The sequence below is a fragment of the Bacillus sp. F19 genome (assembly GCA_023823795.1).
In the GTDB taxonomy this organism is placed as follows: Bacteria; Bacillota; Bacilli; order Bacillales; family Bacillaceae; genus Bacillus_P.
Map to the genome: position 1 here is coordinate 3,982,054 of CP085710.1, position 20,664 is coordinate 4,002,717.

General features: G+C 40.6%; 17 protein-coding genes, 1 pseudogene and 1 other annotated feature. Of the genes and pseudogenes, 7 read left to right on the top strand and 11 right to left on the bottom strand.

What is annotated here, in order from left to right:
* Positions 1 to 7 precede the first annotated feature (7 nt).
* From LIT25_20495 to tyrS, 3 genes are all read right to left on the bottom strand, one after another.
* The gene (locus tag LIT25_20495) at positions 8 to 352 is read right to left on the bottom strand and encodes a PRD domain-containing protein (protein ID USK32937.1); all 345 of its coding nucleotides are present in this window, start codon (positions 350 to 352) and stop codon (positions 8 to 10) included.
* A gap of 54 nt (positions 353 to 406) precedes the next feature.
* Positions 407 to 1,291, bottom strand: coding sequence for a GntR family transcriptional regulator (locus LIT25_20500; GenBank protein ID USK32938.1), 885 nt, complete (start codon positions 1,289 to 1,291; stop codon positions 407 to 409).
* 360 nt (positions 1,292 to 1,651) lie between these two features.
* Positions 1,652 to 2,920, bottom strand: coding sequence for a tyrosine--tRNA ligase (gene tyrS, locus LIT25_20505; GenBank protein ID USK32939.1), 1,269 nt, complete (start codon positions 2,918 to 2,920; stop codon positions 1,652 to 1,654).
* A gap of 50 nt (positions 2,921 to 2,970) precedes the next feature.
* Positions 2,971 to 3,200, bottom strand: a binding site (T-box leader).
* Between the two features lie 139 nt (positions 3,201 to 3,339).
* On the opposite strand from tyrS, the gene LIT25_20510 reads away from it, so the two are divergent.
* A complete protein-coding gene (locus LIT25_20510) occupies positions 3,340 to 6,216 on the top strand; it encodes a transglycosylase domain-containing protein (protein USK32940.1) in 2,877 nt (958 codons plus the stop codon).
* Between the two features lie 132 nt (positions 6,217 to 6,348).
* Here LIT25_20510 and acsA read toward each other — a convergent pair whose 3' ends face one another.
* The gene (acsA, locus tag LIT25_20515) at positions 6,349 to 8,067 is read right to left on the bottom strand and encodes an acetate--CoA ligase (protein ID USK32941.1); all 1,719 of its coding nucleotides are present in this window, start codon (positions 8,065 to 8,067) and stop codon (positions 6,349 to 6,351) included.
* A gap of 163 nt (positions 8,068 to 8,230) precedes the next feature.
* Between acsA and LIT25_20520 the strand changes: the two genes are divergently transcribed.
* The 3 genes from LIT25_20520 to LIT25_20530 are packed head-to-tail and all read left to right on the top strand — an operon-like array spanning position 8,231 to position 10,720.
* Positions 8,231 to 8,863 (top strand): GNAT family N-acetyltransferase, encoded by a 633-nt coding sequence (locus tag LIT25_20520; protein ID USK32942.1) that lies wholly within the window; start codon positions 8,231 to 8,233, stop codon positions 8,861 to 8,863.
* A gap of 40 nt (positions 8,864 to 8,903) precedes the next feature.
* Positions 8,904 to 9,548, top strand: coding sequence for an acetoin utilization AcuB family protein (locus LIT25_20525; GenBank protein ID USK32943.1), 645 nt, complete (start codon positions 8,904 to 8,906; stop codon positions 9,546 to 9,548).
* Entirely contained in the window at positions 9,545 to 10,720 is a 1,176-nt protein-coding gene (locus LIT25_20530; protein ID USK32944.1) for an acetoin utilization protein AcuC, read from the top strand. The genes LIT25_20525 and LIT25_20530 overlap by 4 nt, the downstream gene beginning before the upstream one ends.
* Positions 10,721 to 10,912: 192 nt before the next feature.
* On the opposite strand, the gene ccpA is transcribed toward LIT25_20530, so the two are convergent.
* Positions 10,913 to 11,917 (bottom strand): catabolite control protein A, encoded by a 1,005-nt coding sequence (gene ccpA / locus LIT25_20535; GenBank protein ID USK32945.1) that lies wholly within the window; start codon positions 11,915 to 11,917, stop codon positions 10,913 to 10,915.
* 306 nt (positions 11,918 to 12,223) lie between these two features.
* On the bottom strand, positions 12,224 to 13,300 hold the full coding sequence (locus LIT25_20540) for a bifunctional 3-deoxy-7-phosphoheptulonate synthase/chorismate mutase (GenBank protein USK32946.1): 1,077 nt from the start codon (positions 13,298 to 13,300) through the stop codon (positions 12,224 to 12,226).
* 310 nt (positions 13,301 to 13,610) lie between these two features.
* On the opposite strand from LIT25_20540, the gene LIT25_20545 reads away from it, so the two are divergent.
* The gene (locus tag LIT25_20545) at positions 13,611 to 13,883 is read left to right on the top strand and encodes a hypothetical protein (protein USK36421.1); all 273 of its coding nucleotides are present in this window, start codon (positions 13,611 to 13,613) and stop codon (positions 13,881 to 13,883) included.
* A gap of 198 nt (positions 13,884 to 14,081) precedes the next feature.
* Here the strand turns inward: LIT25_20545 and LIT25_20550 are convergent, their stop codons facing one another.
* From LIT25_20550 to LIT25_20565, 4 genes and pseudogenes are all read right to left on the bottom strand, one after another.
* A complete protein-coding gene (locus LIT25_20550) occupies positions 14,082 to 14,693 on the bottom strand; it encodes an SAM-dependent methyltransferase (protein USK32947.1) in 612 nt (203 codons plus the stop codon).
* 88 nt (positions 14,694 to 14,781) lie between these two features.
* The gene (gene ytxJ / locus LIT25_20555; GenBank protein ID USK32948.1) at positions 14,782 to 15,108 is read right to left on the bottom strand and encodes a bacillithiol system redox-active protein YtxJ; all 327 of its coding nucleotides are present in this window, start codon (positions 15,106 to 15,108) and stop codon (positions 14,782 to 14,784) included.
* Positions 15,109 to 15,444: 336 nt separating this feature from the next.
* Positions 15,445 to 15,732: pseudogene (locus LIT25_20560) on the bottom strand (YtxH domain-containing protein).
* Positions 15,733 to 15,782: 50 nt separating this feature from the next.
* Positions 15,783 to 16,229 carry a DUF948 domain-containing protein gene (locus LIT25_20565; protein ID USK32949.1) on the bottom strand — a complete coding sequence of 149 codons (447 nt, stop codon included), beginning with the start codon at positions 16,227 to 16,229 and terminating at the stop codon, positions 15,783 to 15,785.
* Positions 16,230 to 16,443: 214 nt separating this feature from the next.
* Here LIT25_20565 and LIT25_20570 point away from each other — a divergent pair, with 214 nt between their 5' ends.
* Complete coding sequence (locus LIT25_20570) at positions 16,444 to 17,559, top strand: aminopeptidase (protein USK32950.1); 1,116 nt, start codon at positions 16,444 to 16,446, stop codon at positions 17,557 to 17,559.
* A 125-nt stretch (positions 17,560 to 17,684) separates the two neighbouring features.
* A complete protein-coding gene (locus tag LIT25_20575; protein USK32951.1) occupies positions 17,685 to 19,043 on the top strand; it encodes an IS1182 family transposase in 1,359 nt (452 codons plus the stop codon).
* Between the two features lie 124 nt (positions 19,044 to 19,167).
* On the opposite strand, the gene murC is transcribed toward LIT25_20575, so the two are convergent.
* The gene (gene murC, locus LIT25_20580) at positions 19,168 to 20,466 is read right to left on the bottom strand and encodes a UDP-N-acetylmuramate--L-alanine ligase (protein USK32952.1); all 1,299 of its coding nucleotides are present in this window, start codon (positions 20,464 to 20,466) and stop codon (positions 19,168 to 19,170) included.
* Positions 20,467 to 20,664 lie beyond the last annotated feature (198 nt).

A 20,664-nucleotide genomic window follows, 5' to 3' on the forward strand; every position in this document is an offset into this window, starting at 1 on the left:
CCTCCCTTTATGCTGTTAATGCTGTTACAAAGTGCATATATAGAAATTCTTTTTCTTCTTTTGGTATGGTGATGCTGCATTCAGTTTCAATCCATTTGACTCGTCTTTGCGCTTCTTCAAGATTTGGAGAATTATATATTTCCGCCATAATCGATGATGGCGGAGCATTCAGCGGTTCATTTCTCTCCACCCTTGTCACTGCCATGGCCAAATGAGTAATGAGCATTTGATAGTTAGCAGCTTCCGTTTGAGACAAATATGCATCAATCGTTTTATGGCAGATGATTTGAGCATTTTCTGTAATGGCATCCGTTGATTTTAGTATTTGGAGTCTTTCAAACAGTTCTTTCATGAGTGCGCTCCTCCCAATGTACAATAAATTGTATTTTGATTATAAAAGGGAATCTTAGTATTTCGGAATGTAATCCCCTTTTTCCACCAGTGTTTGTATTCTTTTAATCTCATGTAAATCCAAATGCTGCAGAATATACTCCGCCTTTTTGTTTTCTTTTCTAATGACGCAGACAGCTTCACCTATATTCAACTCTTCTTTTTTTGCTATTTCAGAGGAAAGCGGTATCGTATGGTATAACCCGCTGTCAATTTCATCAATGTTCCAAATGGTCGCATCAATCGTTTTCGCTCTTAAATGCTGTAGAAGATGCATGTAATTGAGCTCAACAAACTCTACCTGTTTTTCATTTGTTTCCGCTTTAACGAGAATTTTTTGATCGGTTGAATTATGGTCAATTCCTACCTTCATGCCATCTTTGATTTCAAGATTCCCCTTTTCGGAAAAGAATACCGCGTGCTTTGAAACATACGTATGGCTCCCGAAAGCGAGAGCGATAGAAAGATCCGGGTCCTGTTTCAATGCTTCTGCTGCTGAGAATTTGGAAACAAGGGCAAAGTCGTATCTCCCTTTGCTCACTTCATCAATTCTCAGTTTAGCCCCTCTCATGAAAGCAATGCTTAAATTCAATTGGTTTTCCTCAAATTGAGACGTAAGGCCGGATGCCAGCCCTTCATATTTTTTGGAATACGGCAAAGGCATCACTCCGGTCATTCTTTCAGCACCGCAATACTTGAACAAAGAGGGGATATTTTTCTTCCTTAAAAAGGTACCCATATGTCCTTTAGGTTCAAGACTAATGCTGCCGGTTTGCTCAAGATATTTCAGGGCTGTCTGTACTGTTCCCCTGCCAACATTAAACCTTTCTGAAAAATCTCCTACTTTTGGTATCCGCTCATTCAGTTCAATAAATAATAGATCCTCTGCTATCTTCTGCAAAATTAGCCCCTTTTTAGAAAGGAGCGACTCAAAAATCTCCATAGCACCACTCTTCGTACAATTATTTGTATATTCATTCATTGATGCAAATTTACCATATATTTAAGCTGTTTACAAGATTGATTTTTCTGAATACTTCGTGAAAAATGTATTGCCTGCTCCTTTCTATCTTTTTGTTAACGAAAATTAAACATAATGTGTAATGTATATCGTATAAATCAAGTTAATCTATAAAAAATCCTTTTAAAATAAAAAAATAGCACATCAATTAGACTGCTAATTGTTGTGCTATTCCTTAGGTTTATTGAAGTGTGGTTTGCACCTTTCAACCTAACCCGTTACAGCAAGCGAGGCTTTTCATCAGTTCTTGTATTGAATTAACGTGTACTTCTTCTTCCCTCTGCGGATAACAGTGAATTTTCCGTCAATGCGGTCGTCTGCTCCAAGGACTTTGTCCGTCTCCTGAATTCGCTCGCCATTGATGTATACCGCTCCATTTGAAACATCTTCTCGTGCCTGGCGTTTTGAGGGAGAGATTTTTGCATTGACAAGCAGGTCGATTAAGCCGATTTCTGCTTCTTCTGCTGTAAATGCAGGTACATCTTTAAAGCCCTGCTCAATCTCCTCCCCAGTCAGCTCTTTTATGTTTCCGCTGAAAAAAGCCTGAGAGATTTTGATTGCTTGCTCCAAAGATTCTTCTCCGTGTACTAACTTTGTCATATCCTCGGCAAGTGCTTTTTGTGCAGCGCGTTTTTCTGGTGCATTTGTCAGTTCCTGTTCAAGTGCCGTAATCTCTTCATGGGAAAGGAATGTAAAGAACTTGATGTATTTGATGACATCGCGGTCATCTGTATTGATCCAGAACTGGTAGAACTCATAAGGAGTCGTTTTTTCTTTATCGAGCCAGATAGCTCCGCCTTCTGTTTTACCGAATTTTGTACCGTCTGATTTTGTAACCAATGGAACTGTTAATCCAAATGCTTTTGAATTTCCCTCAGATTTTCGGATCAGCTCAAGTCCAGCCGTAATATTTCCCCACTGATCGCTTCCTCCAATTTGAAGCTTGCAGCCAGCTGATCTGTATAAATTTAAAAAGTCATATGACTGCAGAATCATGTAGCTGAACTCTGTGTAGGAAATTCCTGATTCAATTCTTGAAGACACCGTATCCTTTGCAAGCATGTAATTAATACCGAAATTTTTTCCTACATCCCTTAGGAATGTGATCAAATCCATAGATCCGATCCAGTCAAAGTTGTTGGCTAGAGTAGCAGGATTTTCACTTAAGGGATCAAAATCAAGGAAACGGGAAAGCTGATCTTTAATTTTGTTTGTCCACTCCTGCACAATATCAGAAGTATTAAGCGTCCTTTCTGCTTTCTTACCGCTTGGGTCGCCAATTAAGCCAGTTGCTCCGCCGACTAAGGCAATTGGGCGGTGTCCTGCCTGCTGAAAGCGGCGAAGAGTTAATATCGGAAGTAAATGCCCGATGTGCAGGCTGTCTGCCGTAGGATCGAAACCAGAATATAATTTTACTGATTCCTCTTCTAACAACTTTCTCAGACCTTCTTCGTCTGTCATTTGATTAATTAATCCTCTGAACTGCAAATCATTCAATAATTCACTCATTCTGATTAGCTCCTTTTTATCATAAAATACAAAAAACACCCCTTCAAAAATGAAGGGGCGTGATTACGCGGTACCACCCTACTTAGGAAAAAGATAAACTGATTCCTATCTCGGCATATATAACGGCATTCTAACCGTCTTTCGCTATTCGGCATTAGCTGCCTTTCACAAAAGAAGCTCCTGGAGGTAATTCATGATTCATCTGTGTACTGATTTTCATCGGCCATCAGCTTTCTAAAACAGGGAGATGTTCACTACTAATTCCATTCAAAGCATTTTCGAATTCTAATAAATCTTTTTTACCATATAGAATGTTCCTTGTCAAACGATTCATCAGCATCTGACAAGATCATACAAAAGTACTGTTTTTATATGATATAATTAAAGTGGGTGGATTGTATAGGGGGGATGATAAATATATGGATAAACTCAAAACTTGGTACAGCAAATTTATGCCTTACAAATATAAAACAGTAAAAGGGTTTAACATTACATACGGGGTCGTCTGGAACCTGATGCTGATCTTTCTTGTCATCGGTTTAATTGCCGCATCATTTGGCGGCGGACTCGGCGCAGGGTACTTTGCATCATTGGTTAAGGATGAACCTCTCCGCACTTATAGTTCCATGAAAAAAGATATTTATAATTACGAAGAAACCTCGCAGATTTATTTTTCTGATTCGGTGTATTTAGGAAAGCTCCGTGCAGATATTGAAAGACAGGAAGTAAAGATTGATGAAATTTCAAAGCATGTAAAGAATGCCGTAATTGCTACAGAGGATGAATTTTTTTATGAGCATGACGGGGTTGTTCCTAAAGCGATTATGCGCGCCCTTTTTCAGGAAGTGACAAATTCCTCTAATCGTTCTGGGGGAAGTACACTTACACAGCAGCTGATCAAAAATCAAATTCTAACAGATGAAGTTTCTTTTGACCGCAAAGCAAAAGAAATCCTGCTTGCTCTCCGCCTTGAGCGCTTCTTTGAAAAAGAGGAAATCCTGGAGGCTTATCTGAATGTAGCTGATCTGGGCAGAAATGCTTCCGGCCAAAATATAGCGGGAGTTCAGGCCGCTGCACAAGGTATTTTCGGTGTGGATGCGAAGAATTTAACTCTTCCTCAATCTGCTTTTATTGCAGGTCTGCCACAGAGTCCATTCGGCTATACCCCGTTTACAAACAGGGGAGAAATAAAGGAAAACCTAGATGCAGGAACGTCCAGGATGAAAACTGTTCTTAGACGCATGTATGCAAAAGGCTTCATCTCGCAAAAAGAATACGAAGAAGCAGTCAAATTTGATTTAAGGAAAAGTCTGGCCAAAGCCAAGCCTTCCTCCATAGAACAATATCCATGGCTCACTTACGAAATTGAAGAACGCGCCGTTGATATCATCTTAACGCAGCTGGCTGAAAAAGACGGCCACAAAATGGACGAACTGAAAAAAAATAAAGAATTGTACGCAGAATACAAAGCCCTTGCTGACCGGAACTTACGTCAAAACGGCTATAAAATTCATACAACCATTCAAAAAGATATTTATGACAAAATGAAAACCATTGCTGAATCGTATGAATACTACGGCAGCGATAAGACGGAAGTGAAGATAGACAAAGATACCGGGAAGAAAATACAGGTCCAGGAGCCCGTTGAGGTTGGAGCTGTTTTAATTGAGAATAAGACAGGGAAAATCATCAGCTTCGTCGGAGGAAGAAATCATAAAAGAGAACAAGTCAATCATGCGACAGATACTCCCCGATCAAACGGATCGACGATGAAGCCCCTGCTTGCTTATGCTCCTGCAATGGAAACCGGCGCCATCCAGCCAGGTTCGGTACTTGCAGATGTACCGCTGCAAATCGGCGAATGGAACCCTAAAAATTTCGATGGCCGCTTCCATGGATTTACAAGCGCCCGTTATGCACTTGAAAAGTCATATAATATACCTGCCATTAAGTCGTACTTAAAAGTGATGGATCAAAATCCTCTTAATTATTTAAAGAAAATGGGAGTCACAACTATCTCTAAAAATGATGGCGGTCCAGCTACTTCAATTGGAGGGCTTACTAATGGCATAACCGTAGAAGAAAACGTAAATGCCTATGCAACCTTTGCAAATGGCGGAAAGTTTATCGATGCTTATCTCATTGAAAAAATTGAAACAAAATCAGGCGAAGTCATTTATCAGCACAAATCAAAAGCAGTTGATGTATTTACACCTCAGACTTCCTACTTAACAATCGATATGATGCGCGATGTTATTAAACAAGGAACGGGTACAGCCGCTAAGAACTATCTCTCATTCAGTGCAGACTGGGCAGGAAAAACAGGAACAAGCCAGGAGTATAAAGATATATGGTTTGTCGGAACGAATCCAAATGTCTCGTTTGGAACGTGGATGGGATACGACACCCCTAAATCAGTTGAAAAAGATTATAAAGGCATGTCCTACAGCCGCAGAAACATTCTTTTATGGTCAAAGCTGATGAATGCAGCCCATGAAGTTAATCCGGGCCTTATTGCACCGAAAGAAACATTTAAAATGCCAGCCGGAATTGTTCAGAAATCATATTGCGCACTGTCCGGGGATCTGCCTTCTGCCATGTGCCAGCAGGCTGGACTTGTTGCTACAGACCTCTTTAATGCGAAGTTTGTTCCGACAAAAACAGATGACAGCTTAACATCAGGAAAGTATGTTTATGTAAAAGACAGAGCATACCAGGTACCCCCTTCTGCTCCTTCTGAATTTGTTCAGCAAGGTGTGATGTTAAAAAAAGAAATTCTGCAAAAGCATAATTTAAGCAGCTTCAGCGATTTAAAAGAACTGCTGCCAAACAAAACAAACTGGGGCAATATCGTTGTAACGGATGGAAATCAGATCCGAGACAACGGATCAGCTCCATCACAAGTATCCGGAGTAAGAATCAGCGGCGGTCGCCTGAGCTGGAACACGAACGGTGATTCAGATGTAATAGGATACCGCGTTTATGCTGCCGGTAACTTTTCTAAGAATTTCAGAAAAGTTGCAAGCATCCCAGCTTCGAAAAATCTGTCAGCTTCAATTGGAGGTTCACCTGCTGCCTACTATGTAGCAGCAGTTGACGTAGCAGGAAAAGAATCACCTGCTTCTGCAACCGTAACAAGCGGATCCTATCAAGCTCAGAAGCCGGCAACAAAGCCTGCTGATCCTAAGCCCAAAGATCCGAAACCAGCTGTACAAAAACCCGCGGATCCAATGCCTCCGGAAAAACCTGCAGATACCGGAGAGCAGACTCCTCCAGAAGAAAAACCGAATGGCTGACCTTATTCGCAGATTTCAGGATGGACGTTGCTGCCGCTGTACTGCGCAGAACACATTAAAATGCAAAAGTCATATTAATAGAATCCCAAAAAAAGCTTGCAGAATGTCTGCAAGCTTTTTTAATAGATGCTATTAATCTTCCATTGTCGACAAATCGCCAGTCGGCAAGTCGAGCTCCCACGCTTTTAAGACGCGGCGCATAATTTTTCCGCTTCGAGTTTTTGGCAGTTTATCGCGGAATTCAATTTCACGCGGAGCAGCGTGAGCAGCAAGTCCCTTTTTAACAAAGCTGCGAATTTCCTCTTTGAGATCATCTGTTGCTTCGTACCCATCCCGAAGCGCAACAAATGCTTTAATAATTTCCCCGCGGACTGGATCTGGTTTGCCGATTACACCAGCTTCGGCAATGGCAGGATGTTCAACAAGCTTGCTTTCGACCTCAAATGGTCCGACGCGCTCGCCTGATGTCATGATTACATCATCAATTCTTCCCTGGAACCAGAAGTAGCCGTCTTCATCCTTGTACGCTGAGTCACCCGAAACATACCAGTCCCCAGGCATAAAATAAGACTCGTACTTTTCTTTGTTGTTCCAGATTGTATGCATCATGGAAGGCCAGCCTTTTTTAATGGCCAGATTCCCCATGCGGTATGGCGGAACTTCATTGCCCTGGTCATCAACAATCGCAGCCTGAACGCCTGGAATTGGTTTCCCCATAGAACCCGGCTTGATTTCCATAGATGGATAGTTGCAGATTACCTGTGCACCCGTTTCTGTCATCCACCATGTATCATGAATACGATTGGCAAAGACTTTCATCCCCCATCTGACAACTTCAGGATTTAATGGTTCACCAACGCTCAAGATGTGTCTCAATGAACTAAGGTCAAACTGTTTCACCAGCTCATCCCCCGCACCCATAAGCATGCGGAATGCCGTTGGTGCACTGTACCATACCGTTACTCCGTAATTCTGGATCGTTTCATACCATTGTTCAGGCTTAAATCTGCCCCCTACGATGACGTTCGATGCTCCGTGCAGCCAAGGTCCAAAGATGCCGTAAACGGTCCCTGTGACCCAGCCTGGATCAGCTGTACACCAATAAACATCATCTTCTTTTAAATCAAGAACCCAGCTGCCGGTCTGATAATGCTGGATCATTGCCTGATGAACATGCAGAACACCTTTCGGCTTGCCTGTGGAACCGGATGTATAATGCAGCAGCAGGCCATCTGTTTTTTCTACCCATTCTATTTCAAGCTTTTTGCTTGCTGTCTTCATTCTTGTTAAGAAATCTATGTATGGACCATCTTCATGAACATTGTCCCCTACGAGAACAACATGCTTTAGAGCAGGCAGATCATTAAATGGAACTCTTTCCAGAAGCTCTGGAGTTGTGACAATGACTTTCGCCTCGCTGTCCTTCAGGCGGTCGCTCACTGCTCCCTCCATAAACGCCTCAAATAAAGGACCGACAATGGCACCCAGCTTAATTGCTCCAAGCACCGTAAAATACAATTCCGGAGTTCTTGGCATAAAGACGAATACACGGTCGCCTTTTTCTACGTCTGCACATTGACGAAGAATGTTTCCTGCTTTATTTGAGTGATCTTTCATCTCTTTAAACGTATACTTTTCTTCTCTTTCAGGGTCACGGTAATATAAGGCAACCTTGTTCTTCCGGAATGATTCTGCATGTTTGTCAATTGCTTCGTATGCAGCATTAATTCTTCCTGTTTCAGACCACGATAAATGCTTTTCTGCTTCTGCCCAATCAAAATTTTCGTAGGCTTTAGCATAGTCTTCTAGATTGTGGTTCCCCTTTGCTGCTGGCAGCGCTTCCAACTTCATCCTTAACTCCCCCTTATTCAGTATATACATTCTCTATTATAGAACAGATTCTATCTTTTCTCAATTTTTAAAAAAATCACAGTTTTTAAATGTAAACGCTTCATTTATTGTATTTTCTAGTATAATAGATTTATGTCCAGCATCAATAGAAGGCGGTGAATGAATGGAACATCCTAAAACTTATAACGCAAAAGAGATTAAAACTCCTTATGGGCCGCTTATTATAGAAGGTCCCATAAAAGCCGAGAAACTGGCAGGTCTTGAATTTCATCATGAGCTGGTAGCTTTCAGACAGCCTGAGCAGCAGCACAAAGCTTTAATTGAGATAGCTGCTCTGCCAGAAGGACGAATTATTATAGCCAGAAATCGCCATACCATCGTCGGGTATGTTACATATTTATATCCAGATCCACTGGAAAGATGGTCAGAAGGCAAGATGAAAAACCTGATTGAACTTGGCGCAATCGAGGTGATTCCTGAATACCGGGGCTATTCTGCCGGAAAAAATCTCCTGATGGTTTCCATGATGGATGATGCAATGGAAGATTATATTACCATTACAACAGAGTACTATTGGCACTGGGATTTAAAAGGTACAGGCCTTAATGTGTGGGAATACCGGAAAGTGATGGAGAAAATGATGAATGCCGGCGGCTTGGAGTGGTATGCAACAGATGAGCCCGAAATCAGCTCCCACCCAGCAAATTGCCTGATGGCTAAAATCGGAAAAAGAGTGGATCAGGATTCAATTCAGCAGTTCGATCAGCTCAGATTTAAAAACCGGTTTATGTACTGATCTTCTTTCGTTCACGCTTTAAAACAAAGGGGTTATAAGTATGATAGTTGAACAAATCATGAAGAAAGATATTGTGACACTCACACCTGATGCAACAATTGCAGAAGCAATTAAAAAAATGGCTGAACACAGGATTCGCCATATCCCGATTGTAGCTGAAAATGACCTCCTTGCCGGGATTGTCTCGGACCGGGACATTAAAGATGCAAGTCCTTCCATCTTTCAGCTGAGTGAAAATAAAGAAGCCTTGAATATACCTTTAAAATCAATCATGAAAACAGATGTCATTACAGGTCATCCTCTTGATTTTGTCGAGGAGATTTCCTCTATTTTTTATGAGCACAAAATTGGATGCCTGCCTATTATTAAGCATGGAAAATTAGTAGGGATTATAACAGAAACTGATTTGCTGCATACCTTTGTTCAGCTGACAGGGGCCAATCAGCCCGGCTCCCAAATCGAGGTAAAGGTTCCAAACGTGGCGGGCATGCTTTCTGAGGTGTCTGATGTTTTCAGAAAAAGCAAAGTAAACATTTCCAGTGTTCTTGTTTATCCTGACAAAGACGAACGGTTCAAAGTTCTTGTATTCAGAGTGCAGACCATGAATCCCATGGCATTGATTGAGGAGCTTGATAAAGAAGGATATACCGTATTATGGCCTAACATCCCGGGGATTTCATCATGAAAGAAAATATTTTCATCTATTCTCCTCTTTTTCAGCAATATAAGTTCAGCCAGGATCACCCGTTCAATCAGCTGCGGGTGGAATTAACATATGACCTTCTGAAAAAGATGAATGCATTGACAGATGATGAACTGGCAGCACCAAGAATAGCGACGGATGAAGAACTTGCTCTTGTTCACGATCAAAAGTACATTTATGCTGTCAAAAAAGCAGGTTCGGGAGAATTAGATCCAAAAGAAGCGCTTAATTATGGAATCGGGACTGAGGATACACCTATTTTCAAGAACATGCACGAAGCAAGCGCCCTGCTCGTTGGAGGTACTTTGACCGCAGTTGAACACGTAATGGAAGGCAAAGCTAAACGGGCTCTGAATCTCGGAGGCGGCCTTCATCACGGCTTCCGCGGAAAAGCTTCAGGCTTCTGCATTTACAATGACAGTTCCGTCGCGATCAAATATATACAGGAAAAATATCACGCAAAAGTGTTATACATTGATACAGATGCTCATCATGGCGATGGGGTCCAATGGACATTTTATGATGATCCAAGTGTCTGCACATTATCCATTCATGAAACGGGCCGCTATTTATTTCCTGGGACAGGCAATGTTACCGAACGGGGTACAGGACAGGGCTATGGCTACTCTTTTAACATTCCGCTTGATGCATTTACAGAAGATGAATCATGGATTGATGCCTACAGACAATCTATAAGAGAAATTGCCGCTTTCTTCAAGCCTGATGTCATTCTTACACAGAATGGAGCAGATGCGCATTTCTACGATCCTTTAACCCATTTTGCAACAACAACTGCCATTTTTAAGGAAATACCAAAAATAGCTCAGGAAATTGCGGATCAATATTGCGGCGGGAAATGGATTGCGGTTGGAGGCGGAGGCTATGATATTTGGAGAGTCGTCCCCCGGGCTTGGGCTATGATCTGGCTGCAGATGAAACAGCAGACTGTAAACGGACCTCTTCCTGAGGAATGGATCAAACGCTGGCAGCCAGAAGCACCTGTTACCCTTCCCTCTATATGGGAAGACAGCAAAGATCAATATAAAGCCATTCCAAGAAAGCTTGAAATAGAAGAAAAAAACGCACAAACTGTGGAGAAAGCTCTATTTCCACTCCGTCAAAATCAAGGAAAAGACAGAAAGACACTTTCATGAACAAAGGGGCAATATATTTATTTAACAATCCGCAGCCTATTAATTTTTATCATTTCCAAAAACATAAGTAAAAGCATGGACCAAACAATCCATGCTTTTACTTTTTGGTAAGGCTAACATCTGATTTCATCTTTTTTCATTATTAAAGAAAACAAAAAGAGCATCAGCTAAAACAGCCAATGCTCTTCAATATTAAGCTTTAGTGGATTGTCTGATTTCAATTCGATGCGGAAGCTCAACAATATGATTTTCAACTTCTTCTTTGTTCATCAGTTTAGTCAGAAGGCGCATCGCTACAGCACCGATATCATATGTCGGCTGGACAACTGTTGTTAATTGAGGACGAACCATAGTTGCTAATTTCGTATTATCAAACCCGATGATTTCAATATCGTTCGGAATAACATAGCCATTATCCTGCGCTGCATGAACGACTCCTAATGCCATTTCATCCGTGCCTGCAAAAATAGCTGTAGGCTTATCCGATAATTCGTTAATTTTTTCGAAGGCTTCTAGACCTGAATCATAGGTGTAGTCACCTTCCGTAATTAAGTCTTCATCAACGGTAATTCCTGCTTCAGTCAGCGCACGGCGGTATCCGTTCATTTTCATCTCTTTATTGATTGGTTCTTCCATTGGACCAGTCACATAGCCAATGCGTTTATGCCCTTTTTCAATCAGCATGGAAACAGCATCAAATGTTGCCTGTTCATAATTAATGTTAACTGATGGTGTTACCTCATTCACATCAATTGAAGCAGCAAGCACAATCGGTACAGGAGAGCGTTTAAATTCTTCTACATGCTCATCCGTAATATTCCCGCCCATGAAAACAATGCCATCTACTTGTTTGCCAAGCATTGTATTAAGCAAGTGTAATTCTTTATCACGGTTTTGATCTGAGTTGCTCAAAATAATGTTGTACTTGTACATTGTCGCAATATCTTCAATACCGCGTGCAAGCTCAGCATAGAATGTGCTTGAAATATCAGGAATAATAACGCCTACTGTTGTCGTCTTTTTGCTTGCAAGTCCACGTGCAACAGCATTCGGGCGATAGCCTAGACGATCAATTGCTTCTGATACTTTCTTGCGTGTTGTTGGTTTTACATTCGGATTGCCGTTTACAACCCGGGAAACAGTAGCCATTGAAACATTTGCTTCGCGGGCTACATCGTAAATTGTAATATTATTCATTTTCTTACACTCCTTCTGGTTCCTTATCTATGTATAGTTAGCATTTACAATTATTAAAGTAAAATGTCACCATAATGACGATTTATGTACATAATGATACGATACTATGAAAACGTAAGCAAACTATTTACAGTGTTTTTATCTAAGAAGATCTATTTTGTTCAAGATTGAGCAAACTCAATGATGAATTTCACTGTTTTTAATCTTAAAGAAAATACAGGAAAAGTGCAAGTCAATATCAAAAAGGGTGACTCGGGAGATAGAATGTTTACACATTCTACTCTGAGTCACCTGATTTTTGTTTTGTTATGCTTTTACTTTTGTTAATGGTCTAATTTCATTCATGAACTCTGCGAACTGATCGAAATCCATTTGCTGAGCTGAATCAGACAGCGCGACTGCAGGGTCCGGATGGACCTCAGCCATTACCCCGTCTGCACCAATCGCAAGCGCTGCTTTAGCACAAGGAATAAGCAAGTCGCGGCGGCCAGTTGAATGCGTAACATCAACCATTACCGGCAAATGTGTTTCTTGTTTTAGAATCGGCACAGCTGAAATATCAAGTGTATTTCGAGTGGCTGTTTCGTATGTGCGTATACCGCGTTCGCAAAGAATGATTTGATCGTTTCCTTGTGAAATAATGTACTCAGCTGCATTTACAAACTCATCAAGTGTAGCAGCAAGACCGCGTTTTAATAAAACAGGCTTTTTAACCGCACCGGCAGCTTTCAATAATTCGAAGTTTTGCATGTTGCGCGCTCCGATTTGGATAACATCAATGTATTGAATAGCCGTTTCGATGTCCGCAGGATTGACAATTTCGCTGATAACAGCCATATCATATTCATCTGCAACACGTTTTAAGATTTTTAAGCCTTCAAGACCAAGACCCTGGAAATCATAAGGGCTTGTGCGTGGCTTGAATGCTCCGCCGCGCAATAAGCGGATTCCCTGTTTTTTAGCCTCTTCTGCAACAGCAGCTACCTGCTCGTAGCTTTCAACTGCACAAGGCCCAACAATCAATACTTGGCTGCCGTCGCCGATTTTGACGCCTTTAACATCAACAATTGTATCTTCAGGCTTCTTTTTGCGTGATACAAGAAGCGCTTTGCGGTGATCGTCTTCCTGAAGCTCTAAGCTAGCTTTAAAGATTTCTTTAAAAATATGCTGCAATGTGGAGTCTTCGAAAGGTCCATCATTGTTCTCTTTAATTTTATTAAGCATTCTTCGCTCACGGACGGGATCATATCGATTAACGCCCTGCGCTTCCTTGGCTTTACCTATATCCTGTACTAACTTTCCTCGCTCATTAATCAGCTGTAAAATCTGCAGATTAATCTCTTCTGCTCTCACTCGCAATGCTTCTAACTCGGCGTTACTCATCTCTCTCATCCTTTCGCGTTTTTTAAAATTGAAGAAAATCTTATGAAAAGCCGAAATCCGGCTTGTACATGCATCCCTTCAAAACTAGTGGTTTAGCGTGATGCAAAGCTGCACCATCTTTCTTAAAAAAAGAAAATATGATACATTTTCTTTAGTAATTAGTGATAATTATATACAAATTCCTTCGTGTTGTCACGCATTTTTCTTTAACATTTAAACGCTTTTAAGTGATAAAGTGTTTTTGAGTGATCACAATACTGATTTATCTTGTTTTCCCGAGTTTTATAGTTTAATAAAAGAGGTGCTCATTTTGAGAAAAGATACTTATACATTTGCATCGGATATTGGCACCCGATCAGTAGTTGGTTTATTATTATCCGAAAAAGGCGGCGCCTTTGAAGTCATTGACACTGTTATTCAGGAACATGGAGAGCGCTCGATGCTTGATGGACAGATTCATGATGTCGATGTGACTATTCCATCAGAGGGAAGCAATGAATTCCTCCTGTTAAAAAATGAAAAAGAAACAGCATTTCATGAAGAATTGCTGCCTGGCGATCGGCTAAGTATTAAATGGTTCTGAGAAAAACGGAACCGACTGCTCAGGCAGATATGGATCCGCCAGAAAAGCCTTTACCGGCGGATCTTTCTGACCGAGGAGTTAGTAGGTGGACACCAAGAAAAAGAGGAGACGGCTGTCCGCCCTGACAGGCAGATCGTTCTGATCAAAATCTAAAAAGCCTGCTGCAAATTTGGCGGGCTTTTGTATTTGTATTACCTTTTATTTATAATCCAGCCGATAAATCAAAAATCGTTCAGATGGATTCCGGTCATTAAACCCAGGCAGAACGACTTCTTTTTTTAATTCAAAAGCTGTCTGGTTCTCTAAAAAAAAGAGATACTCATCTGAGCAATAGTACAGGATCAGCTCGATCTCCCGCCTTGCGTTTTCAACCGACTGCAGGATATTATTTATGACATTCATAAAAATTTCTTTAGAAAAGGGGTTAAAGAAATAAAATCGATTATCTGACGGATCGATTTTATACTCTTCCGCCAAGCAGCAATAAAACTGGATTTGCCCTTTCCTGCTCCTTGCTTTCTTCCAATAACGATCACGATTTTTAATCGCTTCCTGATAGAAAGCCTTGTCCATTTCGACCCCTTTGACAGTAGCATTGCTTAAATAATGTATATAGAAGTTGGATCTGCCTTTTCCGCATCCAAAATCAACAACATGATCACTGCTTTTCAGCTCATATTCACGAAATAACCACTCCAGTGCCGCATATGGTGTCGGTTCATAGCGGTGATAATGAAGTGACTTGCCGAACCCTTTCTGGCTGCCTTCCGTCTTAATATTTAATAATTGATCAAAAGCACGTTCATTCATTTACTTTCTCCTATTCATGTCCTGAACTCACATTAAAAATAACATAAAAATGGAACAGAGCAGTAAAGTCTCTGTCCCATCCTCCGCTTTATAATACGTTTTTAGTTAACGTTTCCTTTGTAATTTTCCAATGTGACTCGTTCCATGTGACCTGTTTGTCTTTGAAAAAAAGAGCCTGTGGTGATTCGTGCTTCACACTGTAAGTTTCTGCTATATAATTTGAAAGCGGTCTTGCTTCCTGGACATTCAGGTAATAGGCATTAACCGAGTCATGATCTTTCGCAAAAGCTTCGAATTGCTCGTAGGCTGTCTGTGCGATCGGACATGTTAAGCTATTTTTGAAAAATAAAAAGGATTCTCCGCTATCAGCGATTTGCTGAAATTCTTCCACTGTATCAATCTTAGTTTTCGGCATCTTGTTTCATTCACTCCTAAATTCAGGTTGGTCTGTTTATTGTACATGATTTCATTTGAAAATAAAAACAATCGGCAAAGCGATTAACTTTGCCGATTCATTGTACTATTTTTTTTCTGATAAAGCTTCTTTTGCATCTTCAATTTCTTTGTTTACTTGCTTTTTTAATTCTTCAGCATGCTGTGTAGAACCAGAAGATGGCTGAATCGTTTCATTAACAGGGCTTTGAACTGAAGAGTTAAGCTCTGGATCATCACTTGTTGCTTCAGGCGCCAAGTTTAGCTTTACGTCTTCAGGATTGTTTTCAGATTGCTCTTGATTTTGATCTTTAGAGCTTTTCAAATCACGGACTTTGTTCATGATTTGAGAAGACTGATCTGAAACAACCTGCGTCAGATTAGCTGACTTTTCTTTTGCAAGTGCCGCAAATTCATTGCTTTTCTCTAAAGCATCATTTGTGATTTTTCCTGTTCTTTCTTTAACAATCACTGCCTGCTCACCAATATTATCACGAAGTTCTTTACCTGATTTAGGTGCAAGGAATAGTGCAGTAGTTGCCCCTACTATTCCACCAACTAGTGTTCCGATAAGAAAATCTTTACTGTTGATTCCATCTTTACTCATGATAAATTCCTCCCTATTGCGATTCTTATTTTATATTTTTTAAAACGAATTCATAAACTTGGCTGTTTCTGCTGACGCTCATCTTTCTGCTTTTTCAGCTTCCATTTTCCCCAAACGTCCATTGCAACATTGCTCCATTGAACAACCTGGTTGATTTTATCCTGGTTTTTCTCAAGATTTGTACTAACTGATGCTGATACTTTCTGAACAGAATCATTGAAATTCTGAAGAGATGAACCAACACCCTGAACCGCGTAGACAACAGTGTTCAGCTTTTCTGATTTTTCCTGAATGTCCTCTGCCAAAGCATTTGTCTTATGTAGCAGCTGAGTCGTTTCAAGCGTTATTCCCTGGATTTGATTCTCAAGCCCTGCCAGTGTTCCGGCTACATTGTTTAGGGTAGAGGATAGGGATTTTAACGTTTTAGACAGGTAAACGACCAGTACTGTGAATGCAACTGCAATTAGTGCAACAGCTAAGTATAAAATAATTTCCAACTTCAGCACCTCCAATAAGCGATATTAACTGTTTCCCGCAAGTATTTAATTATAAACATAAAGATTTTTCATAAAGCTAGTATTCTACAAAAAAATTTGGATTCCTTTCCTATTATGGCCGTGTTTTTAAATTTTCAATAAATATTTTAAATTTTTTTCTGACATCGGTTACAATAGACATGTATTACTTATTCGTATACCGGGAGGAAAAAAAGTGAAAGACCCACGAATTCAAAAGCTCGCAAAGAACCTGATAAATTATTCAGTCAAGCTCCAAAAAGGAGAAAAAGTACTGATTGAAAACTTTGGCCTGCAAAGAGAATTAGTTACAGCGCTCGTCAATGAAGCATATGCTGCAGGCGGGTATCCATTTGTCTCTCTTAAAGATCAGCAGGTTGACCGCGCTCTCCTGCTCGGAGGACAGGAGGAACAGTATGGCATGATGGCCGAGTTTGAAGCAAACGTCATGAGCAAAATGGATGCCTATATCGGCCTTCGTTCAGGAGACAATATAAATGAGCATGCTGATGTGCCTGACGTGCAAATGAAGCTGCACGGCAGAACAATTGGCCAAAAGGTGCATCGTGATATTCGCGTCCCTAAAACAAGATGGGTTGTTTTGCGTTATCCTAATTCTTCAATGGCTCAGCTTGCTAAGATGAGCACAGAAGCATTTGAAGATTTTTATTTCGATGTGTGCAATCTTGATTATGGAAAAATGGATAAAGCTATGGACGCACTTGCTGAATTAATGAACAAAACGGATGAAGTAAGAATTACAGGTCCAGGAACGGATTTGGTTTTCTCGATCAAAGACATTCCTGCTGTTAAATGTGCTGGGGAAATGAATATTCCAGACGGTGAGGTTTATACAGCTCCAGTTCGTGATTCTGTCAATGGAACAATTACATACAATACTCCGTCCCCATATAACGGCTTTACCTTTGAAAACGTGAAGCTTACGTTTAAAGATGGAAAAATTATTGAGGCTTCTGCAAATGATACAGAACGCATCAACAGCATTTTCGATACCGATGAAGGAGCAAGATATATTGGCGAATTTGCAATTGGCGTGAATCCTTACATTCAGCATCCAATGCAGGATATTCTTTTTGATGAAAAAATCGACGGCAGTTTCCATTTCACTCCTGGACAATGCTATGACGATGCATTTAATGATAACCATTCTAACATTCATTGGGATATGGTAAACATTCAGCGCCCTGAATATGGAGGCGGAGAAATGTATTTTGACGGCGTCCTAGTCCGTAAAGACGGCCGTTTTGTAATTGAGGAATTAGAAGGATTAAATCCTGAAAACCTGAAATAAGCATATAAACAAAAAAACATGGGCTTTAGCCCATGTTTCAGACTGTCGACAAATCCCCCCTTTTTGGGGGATTTGTCGGCAGTTTTTTTATATAATGAAAATAGAACAATACAGAGGTGATTTGGATGTTGTCTAAAAATAATCAAATGAATCGCGATCAACTAGAAATGATTACACTTGAACAGTTGGTGCCGGAAGATCACTTAGTCCGTAAAATTGAACAAGCTCTCGATTTTTCTTTCATCTATCCATTAGTAGAGAAAGTCTATTCCGCAGATCGAGGTCGTCCAAGTATTGATCCGGTCATATTGATTAAAATGACCTTCATCCAATACCTTTTCGGTATTCGATCCATGAGAAGAACCATTGAAGAGATTGAAACCAACTTAGCCTACCGTTGGTTTTTGGGTTTTGGTTTTCATGACAAGGTGCCCCACTTCTCAACATTCGGTAAAAACTATGAACGGCGCTTTAAGGATACAGATCTGTTTGAGCAGATATTTTACCGCATCTTAAAAGAGGCGATTGATAAGAAACTGGTCAATGGAGAACAGGTATTTATTGATTCAACTCACGTAAAGGCTAGTGCTAATAAACGAAAGTATCAGAAAAAAATCGTACGAAAAGAAACGAAATCATATGAGGAAAGGCTCCAAAACGAACTCAATCTAGACCGCGAAGAAAACGGAAAAAAGCCTTTTCCCCCAGATAAATTTGAACCGGAAGAGAAAGAGATTAAAGAAAGTACGACGGATCCGGAAAGTGGCTATTACGTAAAAGATGAAAGAACAAAACAGTTCGCTTACTCATTTCACGCAGCCTCTGACGAAAAAGGATTTGTTCTGGGGACAATCGTTACGCCTGGTAACGTGCACGACAGTGCAATATTCGAGCCTCTACTTGATCAAGTAACTGAGCTTCACAAGAAACCTGCTGCTGTTGCTGCCGATGCTGCTTACAAGAACCCTGCTCTTGCTCACTATTTGAACGAAAAAGAAATTCGTCCGGTTTTTCCTTATACACGGCCAAAAACAAAAGATGGATTTTTCAAGAAAAGTGATTATGTGTATGACGAACATTTTGATTGTTACATATGCCCGCACGATCAAGTGCTTCCTTACAGAACTACTACGAAAAAAGGATACAGACAATACTCTTCCGATCCGAAGGTTTGTGAAAATTGCCCATTCCTAAGCCAATGTACGGAGAGCCAAAATCATCAGAAATTGATTGAAAGGCATCTCTGGCAAGAATACTTAGATGAAGCTGAACACCTTCGTCATACAGAAGAGAACAAAACAATTTATGCAAAACGCAAAGAAACGATAGAGCGTGTCTTTGCAGATGCAAAAGAAAAGCATGGTATGCGTTGGACAACGTTGAGAGGACTCAAAAAATTGTCCATGCAGGCGATGCTTACTTTTGCTGCCATGAACTTGAAAAAGTTGGCATCCTGGACATGGAAGCCAGCGAAAGCGGTATAAAAATAGTCAACGAATAGGCCTACAAACATCAAATTAGCCCCAGAAATGACAAAAAGCATTCGGATAGAGCTCATCCGAATGCCTTTTGTCTACAAACTGAAATATGGGCTTTAGCCCATGTTTTTTATGCAAGAGCCTTTTCGTAGGCCTGCTGGTATTTTTGAATGTCTCCTGCTCCCATGAAAACGAGAACGCCATTTTCATGCTGCTTTAAGACGGCTGTTTCTTCTTCATCAATTAATGATGCACGGTCGATTTTATTTTGAAGATCTTGAATGGACAGTTTTCCAATGTTTTCGCGGGCAGAGCCAAATATGTCGCAAAGATAGACAGTATCTGCTTTCTGCAGGCTGTCCGCAAATTCCTCTAAAAACGATTGTGTGCGTGTAAAGGTATGCGGCTGGAAGACCGCAACGATTTCACGGTCCGGATATTTCTGTCTTGCTGCGTCAATTGTTGCTGTGATTTCAGTAGGATGATGCGCATAGTCATCGATCAGAACTTGATTGCCGATTTTCTTCTCGTTAAAACGGCGCTTTACGCCTTCGAACGTTTGAAGCTGAGCCTGAATCACTTCTGCATCAATCTCTTCATAATGGCAAAGCGCAATAACAGAAAGTGCGTTCAGTACACTGTGATCGCCAAAAGTCGGAATTTTAAAAGATGCATAAAAAGTGTTTCTGACAAACACATCAAAACTTGTTCCATCAGTCGCTTTTACAACATTGCGGGCCTGGAAATCATTTTCTTCACTGAAGCCGTAATAAACGACAGGCACATTTGCCTGAATATGCTGAAGATACTCATCGTCACCGCAGGCAATAATGCCTTTTTTGACTTGCATAGCCATCTCTTGAAATGCTTTGAACACATCATCGATGCTGCTGAAGTAATCCGGATGATCGAAATCGATATTCGTCATGATCGCATAATCCGGATAATAAGACAAGAAATGTCTGCGATATTCACAAGCTTCAAAAACAAAGTATTCGCTTTGTTCCATGCCTCTTCCAGTTCCATCTCCAATTAAAAATGAAGTTGGCTTTGCTCCCTGAATGACGTGGGCAAGCAATCCTGTAGTCGAGGTTTTGCCGTGGGCACCTGTAATGCCGACACTTGTAAACTTCTCCATAAACTCGCCTAAGAACTTATGATAGCGAATCACCTTAAGCCCGAGGCTGTGTGCTTCCTCAATTTCAGGATGCGAGTCAGGAAACGCATTTCCCGCTATAATAGTTAATCCTTGTTTGATATTGTCTTTTGAAAATGGAAAAAGCGGAATACCGCGCTGTTCTAAAGCTATTTGAGTGAAAATAGTTTTTTCAATATCAGATCCCTGAACCTCATAGTTCATATCATGCAGAATCTGTGCAAGGGCGCTCATTCCAGTCCCTTTTATTCCAACGAAATGGTAAACAGTCATAAATAGAACCTCCAACAAACGTCTATCTGTTTGACATTATATGATTCTTATCTCAATTTGCAACTCCAAGTTTAATTAGAATGCATAAGATAGCGGATATGTAGTATAGCTTACGATTTAACATTATAGCAGAATGCAATATAGATAACTATAAGAAAAGCGGCTGCTCATGAATGACACATAAATCAGACATGTTAG